The 17,647-nt window shown below is 42.8% G+C and carries 17 protein-coding genes and 1 tRNA gene; 8 read left to right on the top strand and 10 right to left on the bottom strand.

Annotation, left to right across the window (positions count from 1 at the left end; translation table 11 throughout):
- Positions 1-3 precede the first annotated feature (3 nt).
- From NZ896_00155 to NZ896_00125, 7 genes are read right to left on the bottom strand one after another with little or no spacing between them, the layout of a single operon-like run.
- The gene (locus NZ896_00155; protein MCS7115868.1) at positions 4-888 is read right to left on the bottom strand and encodes a shikimate kinase; all 885 of its coding nucleotides are present in this window, start codon (positions 886-888) and stop codon (positions 4-6) included.
- Positions 857-1,747: a shikimate dehydrogenase gene (locus tag NZ896_00150; GenBank protein MCS7115867.1), complete on the bottom strand. Its 891-nt coding sequence runs from the start codon at positions 1,745-1,747 to the stop codon at positions 857-859. Before NZ896_00150 ends, NZ896_00155 begins: the two co-directional genes overlap by 32 nt.
- Complete coding sequence (aroD, locus tag NZ896_00145; GenBank protein ID MCS7115866.1) at positions 1,728-2,423, bottom strand: type I 3-dehydroquinate dehydratase; 696 nt, start codon at positions 2,421-2,423, stop codon at positions 1,728-1,730. Before aroD ends, NZ896_00150 begins: the two co-directional genes overlap by 20 nt.
- Positions 2,420-3,493 carry a 3-dehydroquinate synthase II gene (locus tag NZ896_00140; GenBank protein MCS7115865.1) on the bottom strand — a complete coding sequence of 358 codons (1,074 nt, stop codon included), beginning with the start codon at positions 3,491-3,493 and terminating at the stop codon, positions 2,420-2,422. Before NZ896_00140 ends, aroD begins: the two co-directional genes overlap by 4 nt.
- Complete coding sequence (locus NZ896_00135; GenBank protein ID MCS7115864.1) at positions 3,477-4,274, bottom strand: 2-amino-3,7-dideoxy-D-threo-hept-6-ulosonate synthase; 798 nt, start codon at positions 4,272-4,274, stop codon at positions 3,477-3,479. The genes NZ896_00140 and NZ896_00135 overlap by 17 nt, the downstream gene beginning before the upstream one ends.
- A gap of 4 nt (positions 4,275-4,278) precedes the next feature.
- Complete coding sequence (gene asd / locus NZ896_00130) at positions 4,279-5,334, bottom strand: aspartate-semialdehyde dehydrogenase (GenBank protein ID MCS7115863.1); 1,056 nt, start codon at positions 5,332-5,334, stop codon at positions 4,279-4,281.
- Positions 5,331-6,542 (bottom strand): aspartate kinase, encoded by a 1,212-nt coding sequence (locus NZ896_00125; protein MCS7115862.1) that lies wholly within the window; start codon positions 6,540-6,542, stop codon positions 5,331-5,333. The genes asd and NZ896_00125 overlap by 4 nt, the downstream gene beginning before the upstream one ends.
- A gap of 274 nt (positions 6,543-6,816) precedes the next feature.
- Here NZ896_00125 and trpE point away from each other — a divergent pair, with 274 nt between their 5' ends.
- The 7 genes from trpE to trpA are packed head-to-tail and all read left to right on the top strand — an operon-like array spanning position 6,817 to position 13,353.
- A complete protein-coding gene (gene trpE / locus NZ896_00120; GenBank protein ID MCS7115861.1) occupies positions 6,817-8,247 on the top strand; it encodes an anthranilate synthase component I in 1,431 nt (476 codons plus the stop codon).
- The gene (locus tag NZ896_00115) at positions 8,225-8,809 is read left to right on the top strand and encodes an aminodeoxychorismate/anthranilate synthase component II (protein MCS7115860.1); all 585 of its coding nucleotides are present in this window, start codon (positions 8,225-8,227) and stop codon (positions 8,807-8,809) included. Before trpE ends, NZ896_00115 begins: the two co-directional genes overlap by 23 nt.
- Before the next feature lies 1 nt (position 8,810).
- A complete protein-coding gene (trpD, locus tag NZ896_00110) occupies positions 8,811-9,875 on the top strand; it encodes an anthranilate phosphoribosyltransferase (GenBank protein MCS7115859.1) in 1,065 nt (354 codons plus the stop codon).
- On the top strand, positions 9,868-10,659 hold the full coding sequence (locus NZ896_00105; protein ID MCS7115858.1) for an indole-3-glycerol-phosphate synthase: 792 nt from the start codon (positions 9,868-9,870) through the stop codon (positions 10,657-10,659). The genes trpD and NZ896_00105 overlap by 8 nt, the downstream gene beginning before the upstream one ends.
- A complete protein-coding gene (locus tag NZ896_00100) occupies positions 10,656-11,342 on the top strand; it encodes a phosphoribosylanthranilate isomerase (GenBank protein MCS7115857.1) in 687 nt (228 codons plus the stop codon). The genes NZ896_00105 and NZ896_00100 overlap by 4 nt, the downstream gene beginning before the upstream one ends.
- A gap of 6 nt (positions 11,343-11,348) precedes the next feature.
- Positions 11,349-12,524 (top strand): tryptophan synthase subunit beta, encoded by a 1,176-nt coding sequence (trpB, locus tag NZ896_00095; protein MCS7115856.1) that lies wholly within the window; start codon positions 11,349-11,351, stop codon positions 12,522-12,524.
- The gene (gene trpA, locus NZ896_00090; GenBank protein MCS7115855.1) at positions 12,511-13,353 is read left to right on the top strand and encodes a tryptophan synthase subunit alpha; all 843 of its coding nucleotides are present in this window, start codon (positions 12,511-12,513) and stop codon (positions 13,351-13,353) included. The genes trpB and trpA overlap by 14 nt, the downstream gene beginning before the upstream one ends.
- Positions 13,354-13,490: 137 nt before the next feature.
- Here trpA and NZ896_00085 read toward each other — a convergent pair whose 3' ends face one another.
- The 3 genes from NZ896_00085 to gatD all read right to left on the bottom strand — a co-directional run bounded on the left by NZ896_00085 (position 13,491) and on the right by gatD (position 17,291).
- Entirely contained in the window at positions 13,491-13,970 is a 480-nt protein-coding gene (locus NZ896_00085; protein MCS7115854.1) for a hypothetical protein, read from the bottom strand.
- A 95-nt stretch (positions 13,971-14,065) separates the two neighbouring features.
- Positions 14,066-15,964 (bottom strand): Glu-tRNA(Gln) amidotransferase subunit GatE, encoded by a 1,899-nt coding sequence (gatE, locus tag NZ896_00080; protein MCS7115853.1) that lies wholly within the window; start codon positions 15,962-15,964, stop codon positions 14,066-14,068.
- A complete protein-coding gene (gene gatD, locus NZ896_00075) occupies positions 15,954-17,291 on the bottom strand; it encodes a Glu-tRNA(Gln) amidotransferase subunit GatD (protein ID MCS7115852.1) in 1,338 nt (445 codons plus the stop codon). Before gatD ends, gatE begins: the two co-directional genes overlap by 11 nt.
- A 188-nt stretch (positions 17,292-17,479) precedes the next feature.
- Here gatD and NZ896_00070 point away from each other — a divergent pair.
- Positions 17,480-17,586 (top strand) — tRNA-Ile (locus NZ896_00070).
- Positions 17,587-17,647 lie beyond the last annotated feature (61 nt).

The raw sequence follows: 17,647 nt of genomic DNA, 5'->3' as shown, positions 1-17,647 counted from the left end.
TGCTCAAATTCGAACCCCGTACGCTTTACTATTGTTCACCGTAGTTTTTATTACTTTGCCCTGCAACTTGGACCAAGATGAAGCGACGATTTCAGCAGTACCTTCTTCACATACGGCTGCGATCGCCGGACCCTTGCCCGATAGACCGGCTGCTAAAGCACCATTCATCAATGCATCTATGGCAGGCTGTGGGGAGAAGCCCAGTGCAGCAGAATAAATAAGGCCATTTAAAGTGAGGGCCTTCCAGTATTCGCCCTTCTCAGCCAACTTAAAGACCTCATCGACCAGATGGCTTAACTTCTCCAGATTCGATCTATTCACATCCTTCGTATAGAGCTTCATTTCAGGGACGTAGATCACTACCTGTAGATGCTCTGGGGATGGTTCGAGCTTTATAATGCGCCTTGAATAATTCTCCGTTAAGACGAAACCACCAAAGTAGCTAGCACTCGCATCATCGAAAGCGCCCGTGATACTCACTCCAGCTTCTATCGAAGCATCTACACCCAATCTTATTAAATCGAGATCATCGAGATCTTTACCCAACGCAGCACATGTAGCGAGGACGGTCGCATTCGATATAGCACTTGAACTCTTCAGACCCTTTGCGATCGGGATCTCAGATTTTGTAATTACTCTAGCACCGAGGTGATTTATAGAAAATTTTTGTAAGACCTTCTCTACACATTTCTTGACCAAATTTGGGTTTTCACCATCGGCATCTAAGATCTTTACCGAGATTCCCCTGCCTTCAAAGAGTTCGACATCGACCTCTACCTTTAGCCTTATTCCTAAAGCCCCACCCTTCCCCGATGCTATCGCATTCACGATCGAAATCGCTCCATGTGCTATGCCTTTACCTCTCAACCTTATACCCTCCCAATTCATTCATCACGACTTTTACCATTATATCCTTTGGAGGTTCTACACCAGTCCACAACCGAAAAGAAGCAGCACCCTGCTCTACAAACATCTCATAACCAAGTACTGTAGCCGCACCGATCGATTCGGCATCTCTAATGAGCTTCGTCTTCAATGGATTGTAAACTATATCGTATACGATCATACTCGGCTTTATCATATGTGGAGGAAGGGGGCTTTCATCCACCTTTGGGTACATACCGATCGGTGTAGTATTCACAATGATATCCGCACCACTGATGATCCCAGAAATCTTCTCATACTCCAATGGTAGAATGGAGCATTTAACACGTGTCCTCTTATAAATATGATCGTTGAGTGCTTCAGCCTTGCTCATCGTCCTTGCCAGTATGGTAATATCTTTACAACCTTCACGGATCAGAGCAGAGATACAGGCCCTCGCAGCACCACCCGAACCGATGATGATCACCTTCATATCTCGGATATTCGAAATATTTGAAATTCTCTTCCTTAAAGGCTCTATAAAACCTCTCACATCGGTATTATAGCCTATAAGCTTCCCATCATCATTCACGACGGTATTTACCGCACCTGCATCTAGAGCTGTCTCATCGAGTGAATCGATGTAAGGTATGATACTGACTTTGTGTGGTATCGTCACATTGAAACCTCTTATATTGATGGCCTTGAAACCCTCGATGGCCCTTTGAAGGCCTTCTGGCTTTACATTGAAGGCTAGGTAGACGTAATTTAAGCCCTTCGCTTTAAATGCTTCATTATGCATGATCGGTGAGAGAGAATGCTCGATAGGATCGCCTATAACACATATTAGGCGTGTCGATGAATCAATTCTCGAGTATCTCATATAAATCTAATAGATCGTTAAGTTTTGGCTGTCCTGCTACTATTGGTGTATCAAGGCTGGCGTACGTAAAAGGGCTACCTAGGTATGGGCATAGAATTCTAGAAATGATACCCTCTTCACCCATACAGAAGGCGATCAACTTCTCTTCTCTTACTCGATTGTAGAGTGAGAGAATTTTAACATTATCAGAAAAGTTCGATGCCATGGTGACTATCTTGATGTAATCTGAATATAGACTAGCCTCCTGAAGTACATGTAAGAGTTCATCTGTGGAGGGAGTCCTGTTAAAGTCGTGCCACGAGACGATTACATCCACATTTCCATTGAGGATGTGAAGTGAATACTCATCCTTCCGTTTAATACTCGAGAGCTCCAGATCTACATAGGCGGGTTTGAGTAGGCTGAGCTCCCATAAAATCTTCAATCGCCCTTTCTCATCACCATCGAAGTAACCCCCTTCATCCTTACAACGCATAGTGAATATACACCTATCGATAAACCCATTCAAAGAATTATGCACCATCTTTGTATCGATATGATCCATAAAATCGAACCTTATCTCTACCAGATCGCTCCCTAACTCAAGGGCCCTCAAAATAGATGCTTTCAAACTATTCAAATCTCTGGAGAAGACCGTCGTACAGATTTTGGGCCTTCTAAATGATTTGGCCTTCATTTCTCCAACAGAAACTCTTCTACACTCAGACCGAAGTGCCTACCGGCTTTGTTAGATTTATGGACCAAAACTTCATCCCCTCTTTTTAAGCTCGTTACGGCGAGAAGTTTACCATCACGACCTACAAATCTGATCGTCTCTGCATTTTGTACGATTACAGAGCCGACTTCACCATCACACTCGGCCTTTACGAGTATGAGGGGCCTTCGTTCAATCTTCACCCTTCCCACGGTAACCCTCTTCTGTGAACCATCTCGATTCACGATGAGTACTTCATCACCAGACTCTACTTCAGATAGATACTTGGTCTTATCATCGGGGAGTTGAACGTAGCTGTGAATCGCCCCTGCATTTACCCGGAATGGTCTCGGTGATGTAAACTCCGAACCTATCGATTCATTATGAATCAAGAAAAAGAAGTTCGATCGATTACCCACGAGCAGACCATCACCGAAGCTGAGTATAGAAGTGGTATCGATACATGCTCTATCGCCCATGCCAACATCTCTCACATCGATAACCTTGGCCAACTTTAATTCGATAGTGTTGAGTGGTGAAAGGACCGATCTTGCCCTTTTCACCTCATCGATACCCTTTGCTACAAGTACTACTCCATCCACACCCTTCTCCAACACTCCAAATAGGGTCTTAAGTTCGTTAAGATCGGATGCTCGTGTGTATAATTTACTTTGAAGCTTTTGAAATTCGGCCACTAAATTTTCTAATGGTATGATCCTCCAATCACTAGTCTCGACCAACGTTGCATAAGCACCACTCTTTGCTACATCTATCGCAACCTTCACATCTTCTTTACTATCGATCCTTATCGAAAATAGGAAAGGTTTCTTTAACGATCTTGCCCTTTCAATATCTTCAATCCTATCGATCAGGATTATATCCGCAAACTCCGAATTATGAATAAATGAAAGATTCGGCCTCTCTACCTTTACCCTTCGTGGATCACATATGAAGAGCCTTATACCTTCGTTAATACATGATTTGATAAAGGTTGAAGGGTCTTCAACATTATCATCGATCTGAACGATGATCTCTTTAGACCTTCGAGACATTCTCTAACTCCTTCATTGCCCTCTCAACAGATGCATTCTCCATGACTATCAAATGTAAAGCCCTTACGATCGCTGTAGGATCTCTATGTTGAAATACGTTCCTTCCAAATGTAACACCTATAGCACCAGCTTCTAATGCACCCTTCGCCATCTCTAAAACTTCACGATCGTTCTCCGCCTTAGGACCTCCTGCGATCACCACAGGTACTGGACAGCCCTTCACCACCTTCTTAAACGATTCTGGATCGCCAGTATAAGGAGTTTTAACGATATCGGCACCCAATTCGGCACCCACCCGCGCTACATGTGCGATGATATCGGGATTGCGAGGGTCTTTGATATAACTTCCACGTGGGTACATCATCGCTATGAGTGGAATATTCCATGCATCACACTCATCAGCAACGCTACCCAACTTTACCAGCATCTCCGGCTCCTCTTCACAACCGATATTTACATGGACAGAAACGGCATCGGCACCGAGCCTTATCGCTTCTTCTACAGAGGATACCCACATCTTTCGATTTGGGGAAGGTCCTAGATCTGTGCTTCCTGAGAGGTGCATGATCAGACCACAATTTACCGGCTTCTTTAAGGATCGAATAATACCTTTATGGATAAGTATGGCGGTAGCGCCTCCCTTCTCTATCTTTTCGATGGTACTATGAATTTCATCGAGGCCCTTAACCGGCCCTATACTGACCCCATGATCCATGGGTATACAAAGCATCCTGCCATTACGTGTTATCCTATTGATGCGGACTTCTTTACCCGATACCATAACCTTACACTAACCCTTGAGCTACAAGTAATTCGGCTGTGAGTATCGCGGTCCCAGCCGCCCCTCGAATGGTATTGTGGCTAAGAAGTGTGAGTTGTAAAGAGTGCTCATCGATACCCCTCCTTACCCTACCCACAACTACACTCATACCCGCTACCGAACCGGCCATTCGATCCAGCCTCGGTTGAGGCCTATCGGGTTCTTCTCTCACTATTATAGGTTGAACAGGTGCGGTTGGTAGCTTGAGTCTTTGAGGCTCGCCTCGGAAGGATCTTAAAGTCTCTATCGCATCATCCACATCGATTTTATCTGACGATTCGATGTACACACTTTCTAAATGTCCATCGAGTGTAGGAACACGGTTACAGGATGCTGCGATCTTTAAGTTCGCGTCCAGTATCTTCTCGCCATCGAACTTGCCTAAGAGCTTTAATGTCTCGATCCTAACCTTCTCCTCCTCATCCTTAATATATGGAATTACATTCTCTATGATCAATAGAGATGGTACTCCGGGGAATCCGGCTCCCGATACCGCCTGCATAGTAGTAACGATCACTTTATTTATTGAGTATTTATCGTAAAGTGGCTTTAATACGAGGGCCAACCCTACTGTGGTACAGTTTGGTGTAGTCACTATAAAGCCATCCCAACCTCTATTCTTCCTTTGAACCTTGATCAATGCCGTATGGTCAGGATTCACCTCCGGTATTATCAAAGGTACATCCTTCTCCATTCTATGTGCACTCGCATCACTTATCAATGGAAAGCCCGCCTTTGCGAATAGAGGCTCGGTAGTTCTGGCGATATCTGTTGGGAGGGGTGAAAAGACCAGATCCGCATCGACCACCTTCGGATCGGTCGGCAATACTTCTAAATCGGCGTACTTTGGAGGGATTTCTTGTGCTCCCTTCCAAGTGGCAGCTTCACCGTAGCGCTTACCGACAGACTCCTTCCCTGTTACACACTTCACTCTGAAATAAGGATGATCGGCGAGCATATGTATATAATCCTGCCCGACCATCCCCGTAGCTCCTAATATTGCAACATCTATAGTCTTCATGCTCCAACCACCATCAATGCAGATCTGAGCATCGACATTACCTTATCAGATTCCTCCCTCTTAATAAAAAGTTTTATCGATGAACTGATCGTTACGACACCGAAGATATTTATACCCTCTCTTGCTAAAGGCTGTGTAACTCTTTGTACCATCCCTGGTACCGTTTCGATCGCTGGCCCCCTTACAGTAATCATCGCCAGATCTCCAAAGGCACTTAAAGCCTTACCCAGACCTCTAGTAACCATCGTATTGTGCAATCGGTTCGGTACATTTTCACCACCTGCTACGTAGAGTATGATGGATTTGGGCTCAGAGCTCATCGCTACCAAGCTCCCTCCCGCCCTCTTCACTTCTTCTACGAGTAAGCGGATAGATTCAGGTTCGGATGCTTCAGAGCCTATTATAGTAACCATGGTGATCGGTTCATTCATTCGTTCGATCTTCAATTCGATGGCACCACCATCGATCACGGTACCTCCAAGGCTACCATTTGTCAAACTCGCTATCCTCAATCTCACATTGGCACGCTTGTATGCCAGAGCTTTTGGATGGAGGAACTTCGCCCCACCTAGAGTTAGGGCATAGGCTTCTTCTGCATCGAGTTGAGTAATAGGGATTGGGTTCTCTACCAGATCTGGATCGCTGGAAAAGACCGTATCTACATCCTTCACCAGTACGACCTCTTTCGCATCCAAGCAACTACCTAAGAGTATCGCTGTAGTGTCACTACCACCTCTACCTAAAGTAGTAATCTTACCACTTTTGCTCTTTCCTAAGAATCCGCAGACCACGGGTATCTTACCAGCTTCCAGCATAGGTATCAACTTCTCCTTCACCAGATTCGATGTCTCATTATAATCTGGGTTGGCATCTGTAAAGTTCTCATCGGTGATTATGGGCCAGTTCTCCAGGCTGGGATCCACTATGACAGGGTCTAAACCTTTGGCGATGAGCGCATTCGCAAAGAGCCTCGCACTCGTCCTCTCACCCATCGAGAGGATCTCGTCCATCAAATCCTTCGGTGTATTCGGATTCACCTTCTTCGCCAGGTTGATCAGACTATCCGTAACACCCTTTAATGCCGATATCACGATCACCATTCGGAGCCCCTTTTCTACACCATCCTTTACAGCGTTGGCAGCGCGCTCGATCATCTTTTCATTTGAAAGTACGGAGCCGCCGAATTTTATAACTACTATATCACCCATATTAATCACCTCCAAAACTCATACAAGATTCTGTGGGGTATTTTGAGAAGACTCATCGATGAGTACCTTAAGTGAGAAGATTATGATCGTTCTACAAGGTATAAAGGTGATCGCCTCTCAACCCCACCACTACACACATCTTTGCTAAATCAATAGTATATAAACTTTAAGGTTTAAATAAGAGAACCAAATCTTTTTCCTTTAATGTACATTTTTGTTCATTAAAGTTTAAATATGATACTATTAGTAATTTATAGAGCTGGATGGTTATAAAATGGATATTCGACCACAAATACCGTCACATATAGATTCGGAGATAAAATTGGTCAAACTCGATTATGAAGGATCTCCACTAGACCTCTTCACAAAATTTTATGAACACTTTGAATATGTGTATATTCTAGAATCTGTAGAAGGTCCTGAGAAGCTAGCAGAGTATTCCTTCATAGGTTTTGACCCTCGATTTGTCATTAATGTGAAAGAAAAAAGGGCTGAAGTTTATGACATGAATAAAAATGAATGTATGAAGAAGGTCGTCAGTGATCCCTTGCCACTTGTGAAGAGTATCGTTGAGAAGATTTGTACCACCCAAAATAATTCTATTAGGTTTATAGGTGGTGCTGTAGGATACATCTCCTACGATGCGATCAGATATTGGGAGAAGTTACCAAAGATCGCTAACGATGACCTTAAACTTCCAGATCTAGAGCTAGCAATCTATAACGATGGTATAGTCTTCGATCATAAGACTCGAGAGGTCTTCTATTACTATCTCGATAAAAGCCGGCTGAAAGAAATCGAATGTATCGTTAATGGCGATCGTGATTTTGAAGCTCTTTCTCATTCGGAGTTAAGAACGAATATCAAGAAGGAAGATTTTGAGAATATGGTCATCAAAGTTAAAGATTATATAAATTTTGGCGATATATTTCAAGTTGTACTCTCAAGGCGTTATGAGTTCAATTTTAAAGGATCTCTCATTCCTTTTTATAAGGTGCTACGCACGATCAATCCATCTCCGTACATGTACTTTTTGAAGATGGGGAGTTGTCAGATCGTGGGCTCAAGCCCTGAGATGCTCGTTAGGGTTGAAAATGGTATTATTGAGACTTTTCCGATAGCGGGGACGAAGCCACGAGTTAAGAACGATGCGAAGAAGGACGAAGCATTGGCTCAAGAGTTGATTCAAGATCCAAAGGAGCGGGCTGAGCATGTGATGCTCGTAGACCTTGCTAGGAACGATATCGGTCGAATTTCGGAGTTCGGTTCGGTTCATGTACCAGAATTTATGAAGGTCTACAAGTACAGCCATGTTCAGCACATAGTTTCCCACGTTGTAGGAAGGCTCAGGCGGGGTTGTTCTTGCTACGACGTTTTGAGGGTTGTTTTTCCCGCTGGTACCGTTTCGGGTGCTCCGAAGGTGAGAGCTATGGAGATCATTGAAGAATGTGAGCCTGTGAGGAGGGGGCCCTACGCAGGGGCTGTGGGCTATTTTTCTTATAATGGTAATGCCGACTTTGCTATAACGATAAGAACGTTGATTGCGAAGGGCGATAAGGCTTACATTCAAGTCGGAGCTGGGATCGTTGCAGATTCGATACCTGAGAATGAATGGCTTGAAACAGAGTATAAAGCATCAGCCCTTATCAAAGCCCTCCAATTTGCATCTGAGTGTAATGGATATGATAGTCCTTATCATCGATAATTACGATTCATTCGTTTACAATTTAGCTCAATATTTCGGAGAGTTAGGAGCGAAGCCCATCGTATACCGAAATGACCAGATAACTCTAGAAAGAGCTTTGAAACTTAAACCCGATAGAATTGTAATCTCTCCAGGCCCAGGCAATCCAGAGAAACCTCGTTACTTTGGTATTTGTACTCAAATTCTACAGCACATGAGTATCAAAATCCCGACTTTAGGGGTTTGCTTAGGCCATCAAGGTATCGTTCATTCGTTTGGTGGTAGAGTTATACGTGCTAAAAGAGTAATGCACGGTAAAACGAGCCTTATAAAGCATGATGGAGAAGGTATATTTCAAGGTATAAAGAACCCTATTCAGGCTATACGTTATCACTCACTCGTAGTCGATAAAAACACACTTCCTGAATGCTTTAAGTTGACTGCCATAGCACTCGATGATGGCGAAATTATGGGCGTTCGCCACAAAATATACCCAATCGAGGGTGTACAATTTCACCCAGAATCGATACTCACCGAACAAGGCAAGGATATTTTAAAGAACTTTCTCGACGGGTGTGGATAAAATGATTCGAGAGTCGATCGGGAAGTTAGTAAATGGGTGTAACCTATCTTACGATGAGGCCTGTAATGTTATGAAGGAGATAATGTCAGGCAAGGCTACATCGGCCCAGATAGCCTCTTTCCTAACGGCATTAAGGATGAAGGGCGAAACTATTGAAGAGATTATAGCTTTCGCTACGGTGATGAGGGATTTCTGTTGTAGAATTCATCCAAAGGTTAGAGGGAGGCTCGTGGATACGTGTGGAACTGGAGGGGATAAGATTAAGACATTTAACGTTAGTACAACAGCGGCCTTTGTAGTTGCAGGTGCTGGTATTTCTGTAGCGAAGCATGGGAATCGCTCAGTCACGAGTAAGAGCGGGAGTGCAGATGTCTTAAGATGCCTGGGACTTAACCTTAATGTAGAGCCAAAGATTGTAGAAAAGGCCATTGAAAATATCAATATAGGGTTTATCTTCGCACCCATCTTTCACCCGGCTATCAAGTATACGATCGATGCAAGAGTTGAGATTGGTATTAGAACGGTCTTCAATATCCTTGGGCCATTGACCAACCCGGCCTTTGTAGATGCCCAACTGTTAGGTGTATATGATATCAATCTTGTAGAAAAGATCGCCCATGTGCTTAAAGGTTTAGGTTTAAAGGAGGCGATGGTCGTCCATGGGTTAGATGGACTTGATGAAATATCGACAGTAGGTAAGACTTTGATAGCTTGGCTTAAGAATGGAGAAGTCAAAACCTTCGAAGTCGAACCTGAAGATTTGGGTGTTAAAAAGACTACAATAGAGAATATACTTGAGACAGGTCCAGAAGGAAGTGTTGAGACGACTTTTAAGATACTTTATGGCTGTGTGAAAGCGGGAGATCCTAAAAGAGATCTTGTAGTTGTGAATGCTGCTGCAGGTATCATCGTTGGCGGAATGGCTGACGATTTTTCTTATGGGGTAGAATTAGCAAATAGATCTATTGAAAGTGGAGCTGCTTATAAGAAATTGAAGGAGTTAATCAAGTTCTATGATGGGAGCAACCCTGAAAAGCTTGAGGAGCTCGAATCTAAGTATGGTTGACTTCTTAGACGTTTTGGTAGATGATGCTATAAAGACTGTAGAAAGCGGATATTACAATTTTAGAGTCAGTGGTTTTATTAAGCGTAAGGTTAGCTTAAAAGAAGCTATAACCAATTGTAAACGTGCACCGATAATCACCGAAATCAAGCCTGCATCTCCATCTTGTGGTAGTTTAAGGGTGATAACGGGCATAAAGGACTTAAAAGGTATTGCTCGAGATATGGAGGATGGTGGAGCCATTGGAATATCCGTTTTAACCGAGCCAAAACACTTTGGTGGCTCTATTACAAATTTGGTTGAAGTGAAAAGGTGCGTAAATCTGCCGGTTTTGATGAAGGATATCATCGTTGACCCTATTCAAATCGAAGCTGCAGCTGAATTGGGTGCCGATGCAATTCTACTCATCTATTCAGTCTTTAAGAAAGGGTATTTAGATTATTCGGTCGAGGATCTGATCCACCTCGCCCAATCGATGGGTTTAGAGGTCCTCCTTGAGACTCATAATAAAGAAGAATTCTTGGCAGCGCTTGAAACTGACGCAGATCTTGTAGGTATAAATAACAGAGATTTAAGAACACTTAAGGTGAATTTATACATCACTAAAGAAATTTTATCGAATATCGATGGATGTAAGAAAATCATAGTAAGTGAGAGTGGGATTCGAAAGCCAGAAGATATTCGCTTTTTATGGAGTTGCGGTGCTAAAGCGTTTCTAATCGGCTCAGCAATTATGAGTGCCCAAAATATTAAGGAGAAGGTTAGAGAGCTCGTGATGGCTATATGAGCACCGTGAAGGTTAAGATTTGTGGCATAACACAAGATGAAGATGTAAGAATGGTTTGTGAATTGGGTGCCGATGCAATCGGTTTTGTCGTGGGAGTACCGTCTTCACCTCGAAACCTTAGTGTAGAAAGGGCCAAAAGTCTCTTTAAACTCGTCTCTACACATATAAAAAGAGTCCTCGTTACTGTGCCACAAAGATCGGGCGAGGTTTTAAAGTTTTACGAATATCTTAAACCTGACGCCATTCAGATACATGGTGAAGAAATTGAAGATCTTCATGAATTGAAGAAAGAGTTGTCAGAAGTTATTTTGATTCGAGCTTTATCTATGAAGTCCAAGGATACGATCCTGGAGGTAGCTATACAAGAGGCAAAGTCTTTTGATGCGATTCTTGTGGACTCTTTTGCCTTTGGTAAGTATGGCGGATCGGGCAAAATTCACGATTGGAGTATAAGTAAGCGTATAAGGGATGCTATTTATCCAAAGCCTTTGATACTAGCTGGAGGATTGACACCAGAAAATGTTAGAGAAGCTATCCAAACGGTTATGCCTTATGCGGTCGATGTGTCTACAGGGGTGGAGTTAAGACCAGGGGTTAAAGACTACCAAAAAGTGAAGAGTTTTATTAATAATGCAAAAGGAGTGGTGCTGAACGGTTATTCGAACTATCCAGAGTTATGGTGAAAAATAATGGAGGAAAGATGGTTTGGAAGGTATGGAGGAATGTTTGTAAACGAAATTCTGATGAGCGCACTCCTAGAGCTTGCTGAATCTTTCAAACATATCTACCCAACAAAAGAGTTTCAAGAAGAGTTTCATGGGCTGCTTAGAGATTATGGCGGTAGGCCAACACCACTTTATTATGCACGAAACTTCAGCAAACTTGTAGGTTTTAAGGTTTATCTTAAGCGTGAGGATCTCCTTTGCGGAGGTTCTCATAAACTCAATAACTCTTTAGGCCAAGCGTTACTCGCTAAAAAGATGGGGAAGAAGCGTTTAATTACGGAGACGGCTGCAGGTCAGCATGGATTGGCTACGGTCATGGCTGGGAATATTTGTGGATTGAAGACTGAAATTTTTATGGGGATTAAAGATATCGAGCGCCAGGCTTTAAACGTTAAGAAGATGGAGCTTTTGGGTGCAAAGGTGAAGCCTGTAAAGACTGGTGCTGGAGTTTTAAAGGATGCTGTTTCAGAGACCCTTCGTGAGTGGGCTAGATGCTCACGAACAACTCACTATGTTATGGGCTCTGCCGTAGGCCCTTATCCCTTTCCAATGATTGTGGCAACCTTTCAAAGTGTCATAGGTAACGAGATTAAACAACAAATCCTTAAGAAAGAAGAGAGGCTTCCGGATGCTATTGTGTGTTGTGGGAGTGGTGGTAGCAATGCACTAGGTGCTTTCAAACCCTTTATAGAAGAGCGTAATGTGAGGTTGTACTTCGTTGAAGGTGGGGGCGAGAATCTTGAAGCTGATGATAGCGCTGCGACCTTTCAACTCGGTAGCCCGGGTGTACTTCATGGCAGTATTATGTATATCATTCAAGATAGATGGGGCCAGATCAAACCTTCGAAGACAAGGGCTGCGGGCTTGAATTATCCTGGAAGAGGTCCAGAAATCTCTTATTTATGTGAAATTGGGAGAGTTAAGCCCTGCTATGCTTTTGATCATGAAGTCTTTGAAGCTGTTAAGATCATGTGTAAAAGCGAAGGGCTTATACCAGCTTTGGAGACGGCCCACGCTATCGCTTATACTTTAAACCATCCTGAAGAGTTTAACTCTGATGATATTGTAGTCATCAATTATTCAGGTAGAGGAGATAAGGATATAGAGGTTATTATGAGGCATTTTTATGGATCGAATTAGTGAAAAGTTTCTGGAATTGAAAGAGCGAGGAGAAGGTGCCCACATGGCCCACATTTACTATGGTGATCCCAACGAAGAATTCTCTATAAAGTTGATAGAAACGCTTGTTGTGAATGGTACTGATATAATAGAGCTCGGTATCCCTTTCTCCGATCCTATAGCTGATGGACCAGTCTTTCAAGCAGCGTGTGAGCGGGCGTTAAACGCTGGTATAACACCTATTAAATGTATCGATGGGATTAAAAAGCTTAGGAGTAGAGGTCTAAAGGTACCTATCATCGTAACTACATACTTTAATATTCCATTCGTCATGGGTTTTGAGAAATTTTTAGAGAAAATAAGAGACGCGGGGGCTCAAGGTATCTTAATTCCAGATTTACCTTTAGAAGAAGCGGAACCGTATCTAAGAATGGTCAGAGAAAAAGGGTTGCATTTGATTTTCCAAATCGCTCCAACAACCTCCAATGAGAGGCTTAAGAGGATTTTAACAAATGCCTCGGGCTTTGTATATTTAATAAGTCTCGAAGGGGTCACAGGTAGTAAATTGAAGATAGTTAATTCAACATTTAAGCTCATTAAGGATGTTAAAGCCTATAGCCCCGTCCCAATAATGGTTGGTTTTGGAATATCGAGAAAAGAGCATGCAGAGGTTATGATCGCTAATGGAGCCGATGGTGTGGTAGTTGGGAGTGCTTACACAAGAATATACTCAAAAAACTTAAAGAATCCTTTTCAGAAGCTTGACAAAATCGCTAAACTTGTAAGAGAGATAAAGAGTGGTTGTATAAATGGATATAAGAATAGGTCTTCATCAGAAATGAAAAATTAAAGCGAATATTTATGTGAATGGTGACATAATAAGGAGAGGACTCTTCATAATAGATTCTGCTTTTTCTTCCATCTCGTAATTTTCTTTAACCTTGTTATGATTCTAGTATGGTTGAGTAAATGGTCCGATTGAAAGATTTAGGTCGTAGGTGCCGAATCTGCCTCATCTACCGCAAGACCTGTAGAAGCAGTATAAACATACTCTCCCCCTTCTCCCTTAAACCTCCTTAACTTACCGGCCTGTGCCAATCTCAATAGAGCGACCGCCACAGACTGCTTAGGGTAGATTAGTCCGTAAGAATCTAACACAGCACGGACATCACTCAATTTACGAGGTGTACGCCCCCACGGATCCTTAAAGATCCTTATGATTATATCGGTCAACGAATCGTCCTTCTCTACCTTTATTTCAGGTATGGGTGAGCCCATGGTCACGGTAGGTGAGGGGGTCTGTTGTGGAGCGGGCTCTCTAAAGACATGGTGCGGTTGAGACTCAGGTAATTTCTGTAACATTTCTGGGATTAAATTTACAGCATCCTTTAGGATTGAGGACGGTGCTTCTATTTCAATTTCATTTGCACCAGTTCTAATTCTAATCTTCACACGACTTTCAGACATATGTAAATAAATATGTAAAAAATAACTTATATAGTTTATGGAGAAACTTGTTGGTGTGTAGTTGTGTAACTTGAAAATAAAACTGTTTACATAAATTAAATACGCATGGCCTCTTTAATCTTCTCTTTCAATACCATACTCACTTTCTGACCATCTACTCTCCCTCTCACAATCTTCATAACTCTTCCCATTAGAATGCTGAATGAATGTTCACCCCTTTCCTTCACTAAATTCAAATTATCCTGGATGGTTTTATCGATGATACTCTTTAATTCATCATCAGAAATTGGGTAGAGCTTTAACCTTTCGATAGCTGACTCTACACTATCGACCTCTCCCTTCGCTATAACTTCTAAAATCTCTTGAACAGCCTCCTTCGAGATCCTTCCTTCATCCAAAGCTTTGAATAAACTCCTTAAGATTCTTTCATCGATCCGAGAGGTATCAAAGCCCGAGCGAGAGAGATTGACCAAAATCTCCAGTAGGACGGTAGCGATAAAGCTGGGCGAAATCCTTGTCATCGATACCAATTCATTAAAGATATCTACGTAATCGGAGTCATAGAGCTGTAGCGCGAGTTTATAACTTAATCCATACTTCACTCTGTACTCCTCCACCTGTTCTTGCCAGGGCTTGGGGATCTGAAGGGATAATCTTTTTATGAGTTCTTCAGATACTTGGAATGGAGGGATATCGGTTTCAGGGTACATCCTTGCCGCTCCGGGTCTAGGTCGGGTAAATCTTGTTTTACCATCGGGTGTAGGGCCTCTAGTCTCTGATGGCACACCTTTTATTACTTCACGAAGGTAATTCACTACAGCCTTTAACGCTTCTTGAACACTATACTCTGAACCGATCAGGATGATGAATGCATCTTCATCATCTAGCCTTAACCTTTCTCTAACTCGATTTATCTCATCTTCACTTATACCATAGTTGGGCAATTCGTCTGAATGTATTATGCCACCTAAACCATAGAATCGAACAAGATCGGCCAATTCTTTACCGAGCCTGACATCCGGATATGGTTCATACTTTAACAAACCTTTACAATTCTTAAGCTTTGAAGCGATTATTAGATCCCTTCGCTCTAAAGCTCTCTTTAATATCAAAGAGCCCGTACCTTTGAAGATATCGCTCACATCTACAAAATCCTCATTAAAATCGTTCGGTGTCAACCCACTATCTCTCAATCTCTTACCAACTTCGATCAGTGCCAATTGCCTATGGACCTCAAACTCGACGATCTTTCCCAAAAGATCGAGCTTCTGTACACCCTTGACCTCTACGATACCCCCGCCCTTGATCGAGATATTAAGATCTTGCCTTATGGTACCGAGCCCCCTAGCCACTCTTTTTGTAGATCTCAGCAACCTCCCTAAAGCTAGGGCGACTTCTTGTACTTCTTGAGGTGTGCCAGTGAAAGGGGCTAGGGCGACTTCTATCAAAGGTACGCCCAATCGATCTAAACTATATTCACGACTCTTATCCCCTTCATTTAAAAGTCTGCACGCATCTTCTTCAAGACATATCGTTTGTACAGGTATCGTTTTATTACCTACTTGTAATGCACCACCTAAAGCTACGATGAAGGTTCTCTGAAAGCCTGTAGTGTTGGAACCATCGATCACAATCTTTCTCATAACATGTATTTCATCCACCACATTCGATTTTAGCATCAGAGCGATCAAGATCGCAGATTCTATAGCTTCTTTATTGATATCGTGGGGAGGCTCTTCATCAGCCTCGACCAAGCATGCACTTTTACTCCCCGCCAAATATTTGATAGACATACCTTTCTTGAATTCAAAGAGTGCTGCAGGATCTATCTGGCCCAATTCACTCTGTGTCGGTCGAAGCCGTCTGATAAAATTAAATTGGAAATCTGACTCGGGGAGGTTACTACATTCACAGAAGAGTTTACTTTTGGTGGCCAATTGTTGATGGATCTCTAACCCTACCTTTAAACCGATTTCTTCAGGATCAAAGGCCATCGTTAAACCTCCTCTTTAATGGTGAACGACTTATAAACTCTCCTGCAAGGTTTGTCAACATAAGTCGTTTCGCATCCTCCTCATTGCTCGTATGGGCTAAAACCCACATCATCTTTACCAACGCTGTTTCGGGGAGCATACCTTCCAATGGTATCACGCCTATGTTGAGAAGGTCACGCCCAGTTTCATAAACCGTCATCCTCACTCTACCCCAGATACACTGTGAAGTCATCATCACCAATACTCCTCTATCTATGGCTTTTCTTAAAGCTGGGAAGCATTTATTGCTCACATGGCCCAGTCCAGTACCTTCAAGTACGATACCTCTATAACCTCGATCGGTTAAATATTCGATGATCGATGGATCGAATCCCGGGTGGAATTTTAACAGGGCGACCCTATGATCGAACTTCGCTCTCGGATTAAACTCACGATCATCCCTTCTTAAAGGTAAATTATTCAAGACCATCTCCAACGACCCATCTTTGATATATGCAACGGGTGGGGTATCGATAGATTCGAAAGCATCCCTTCTACTTGTATGGTTCTTCCTCACTCTGGTGCCCAGATGAACCGCTAAGGTATCATCATTCATACTCGAGTGCATCACCACATAAACCCCTGAAAATGGCGCCCTTGCAGCCAAAACTACGCTACCTATTAAGTTCAAGGCGGCATCTGAAGATGGTCTATCGGACGATCTTTGTGAACCTACGATAGCTACTGGTATAGGCACATTTAGAAGGGCGAAGCTCAATGCAGCCGATGTATAGCCCATCGTATCGGTACCATGTGTTATAACTACGCCGTGAAAACCCTCTCTCACCTTCTCCGCAACCTTCATCGCCATCGCTTCCCAATGCGTAACTTCGATATTTTCGCTGTAGATATTGAATAAGACTTCTGCGTCTATTTGGGCATATTGAGAAAGCTCGGGTACCGATGTGTATAGATCACTCGCTGAAAGTGCCGGATACACACCACCCGTTCTATAATCGACTCTACTCGCAATCGTCCCTCCAGTACTCACTATAGATACCTTTGGTAAATTCTGATTCACAGATACAGGGATGGGAGTAACGGTATGTAGATCCTCCTTCTTAGCCCTTCTAACGATATTCTTTATTCTCTTAATGTGAATGCCTATGTTGTAACCATTCTTCAACTTTATCACAATATGCCGATCATCAGCGAATTCGTAGCGTGGCATCAGAACCCCTTCATAAATGGCATCATCGGTCTCTACTACAATCGAGTCTCCTACAGATACTTGGGATCTGTGAAGGAGTTCTAACGAGGGCCCCCTATACCCTTGCAGATCTACCATCTATCATCACTCATCACTTATGACAAACCGTACTTTGGAATTAAACCTTGCCTTATTCTTAGGATCTTAAACGGAAATCTTCTTCTATAACACTTCTAAAACATCTCATATAGATGGTGCATAATTTTTATAGAGGTCCAAAGGTAAAAATATAGAATGGAGGATGGAGAGGTTCTGGATTTATCGGTGGGACTGTAGCTCAGCTTGGTTATCCTTAATGGGCCGAGGAGCGTTCGGCTGATAATCGAAAGCAGAAACCGAAAGGTCCCCGGTTCAAATCCGGGCAGTCCCACCATTATTATTATTTAAATCTGAAATCTGGACAAAACGATCAAATTTCAAGTTTAAACTGAATC

Source organism: Nitrososphaerales archaeon, assembly GCA_025058425.1.
In the GTDB taxonomy this organism is placed as follows: domain Archaea; phylum Thermoproteota; class Nitrososphaeria; order Nitrososphaerales; family JANXEG01; genus JANXEG01.
This window is presented reverse-complemented; position numbering and strand designations above follow the sequence as displayed.

Bases quoted from the DNA above. Each gene is read 5' to 3' on its own strand.
- NZ896_00105 (MCS7115858.1), top strand. From the start codon at position 9,868: ATGGTTGACTTCTTAGACGTTTTGGTAGATGATGCTATAAAGACTGTA.
- NZ896_00155 (MCS7115868.1), bottom strand. From the start codon at position 888: ATGAATTGGGAGGGTATAAGGTTGAGAGGTAAAGGCATAGCACATGGA.
- NZ896_00085 (MCS7115854.1), bottom strand. From the start codon at position 13,970: ATGTCTGAAAGTCGTGTGAAGATTAGAATTAGAACTGGTGCAAATGAA.
- gatE (MCS7115853.1), bottom strand. From the start codon at position 15,964: ATGGCCTTTGATCCTGAAGAAATCGGTTTAAAGGTAGGGTTAGAGATC.
- NZ896_00150 (MCS7115867.1), bottom strand. From the start codon at position 1,747: ATGAGATACTCGAGAATTGATTCATCGACACGCCTAATATGTGTTATA.
- NZ896_00125 (MCS7115862.1), bottom strand. From the start codon at position 6,542: ATGGGTGATATAGTAGTTATAAAATTCGGCGGCTCCGTACTTTCAAAT.
- NZ896_00115 (MCS7115860.1), top strand. From the start codon at position 8,225: ATGATAGTCCTTATCATCGATAATTACGATTCATTCGTTTACAATTTA.
- NZ896_00100 (MCS7115857.1), top strand. From the start codon at position 10,656: ATGAGCACCGTGAAGGTTAAGATTTGTGGCATAACACAAGATGAAGAT.
- trpA (MCS7115855.1), top strand. From the start codon at position 12,511: ATGGATCGAATTAGTGAAAAGTTTCTGGAATTGAAAGAGCGAGGAGAA.
- gatD (MCS7115852.1), bottom strand. From the start codon at position 17,291: ATGGTAGATCTGCAAGGGTATAGGGGGCCCTCGTTAGAACTCCTTCAC.
- trpE (MCS7115861.1), top strand. From the start codon at position 6,817: ATGGATATTCGACCACAAATACCGTCACATATAGATTCGGAGATAAAA.
- NZ896_00135 (MCS7115864.1), bottom strand. From the start codon at position 4,274: ATGGTATCGGGTAAAGAAGTCCGCATCAATAGGATAACACGTAATGGC.
- trpD (MCS7115859.1), top strand. From the start codon at position 8,811: ATGATTCGAGAGTCGATCGGGAAGTTAGTAAATGGGTGTAACCTATCT.
- trpB (MCS7115856.1), top strand. From the start codon at position 11,349: ATGGAGGAAAGATGGTTTGGAAGGTATGGAGGAATGTTTGTAAACGAA.
- asd (MCS7115863.1), bottom strand. From the start codon at position 5,334: ATGAAGACTATAGATGTTGCAATATTAGGAGCTACGGGGATGGTCGGG.
- NZ896_00140 (MCS7115865.1), bottom strand. From the start codon at position 3,493: ATGTCTCGAAGGTCTAAAGAGATCATCGTTCAGATCGATGATAATGTT.
- aroD (MCS7115866.1), bottom strand. From the start codon at position 2,423: ATGAAGGCCAAATCATTTAGAAGGCCCAAAATCTGTACGACGGTCTTC.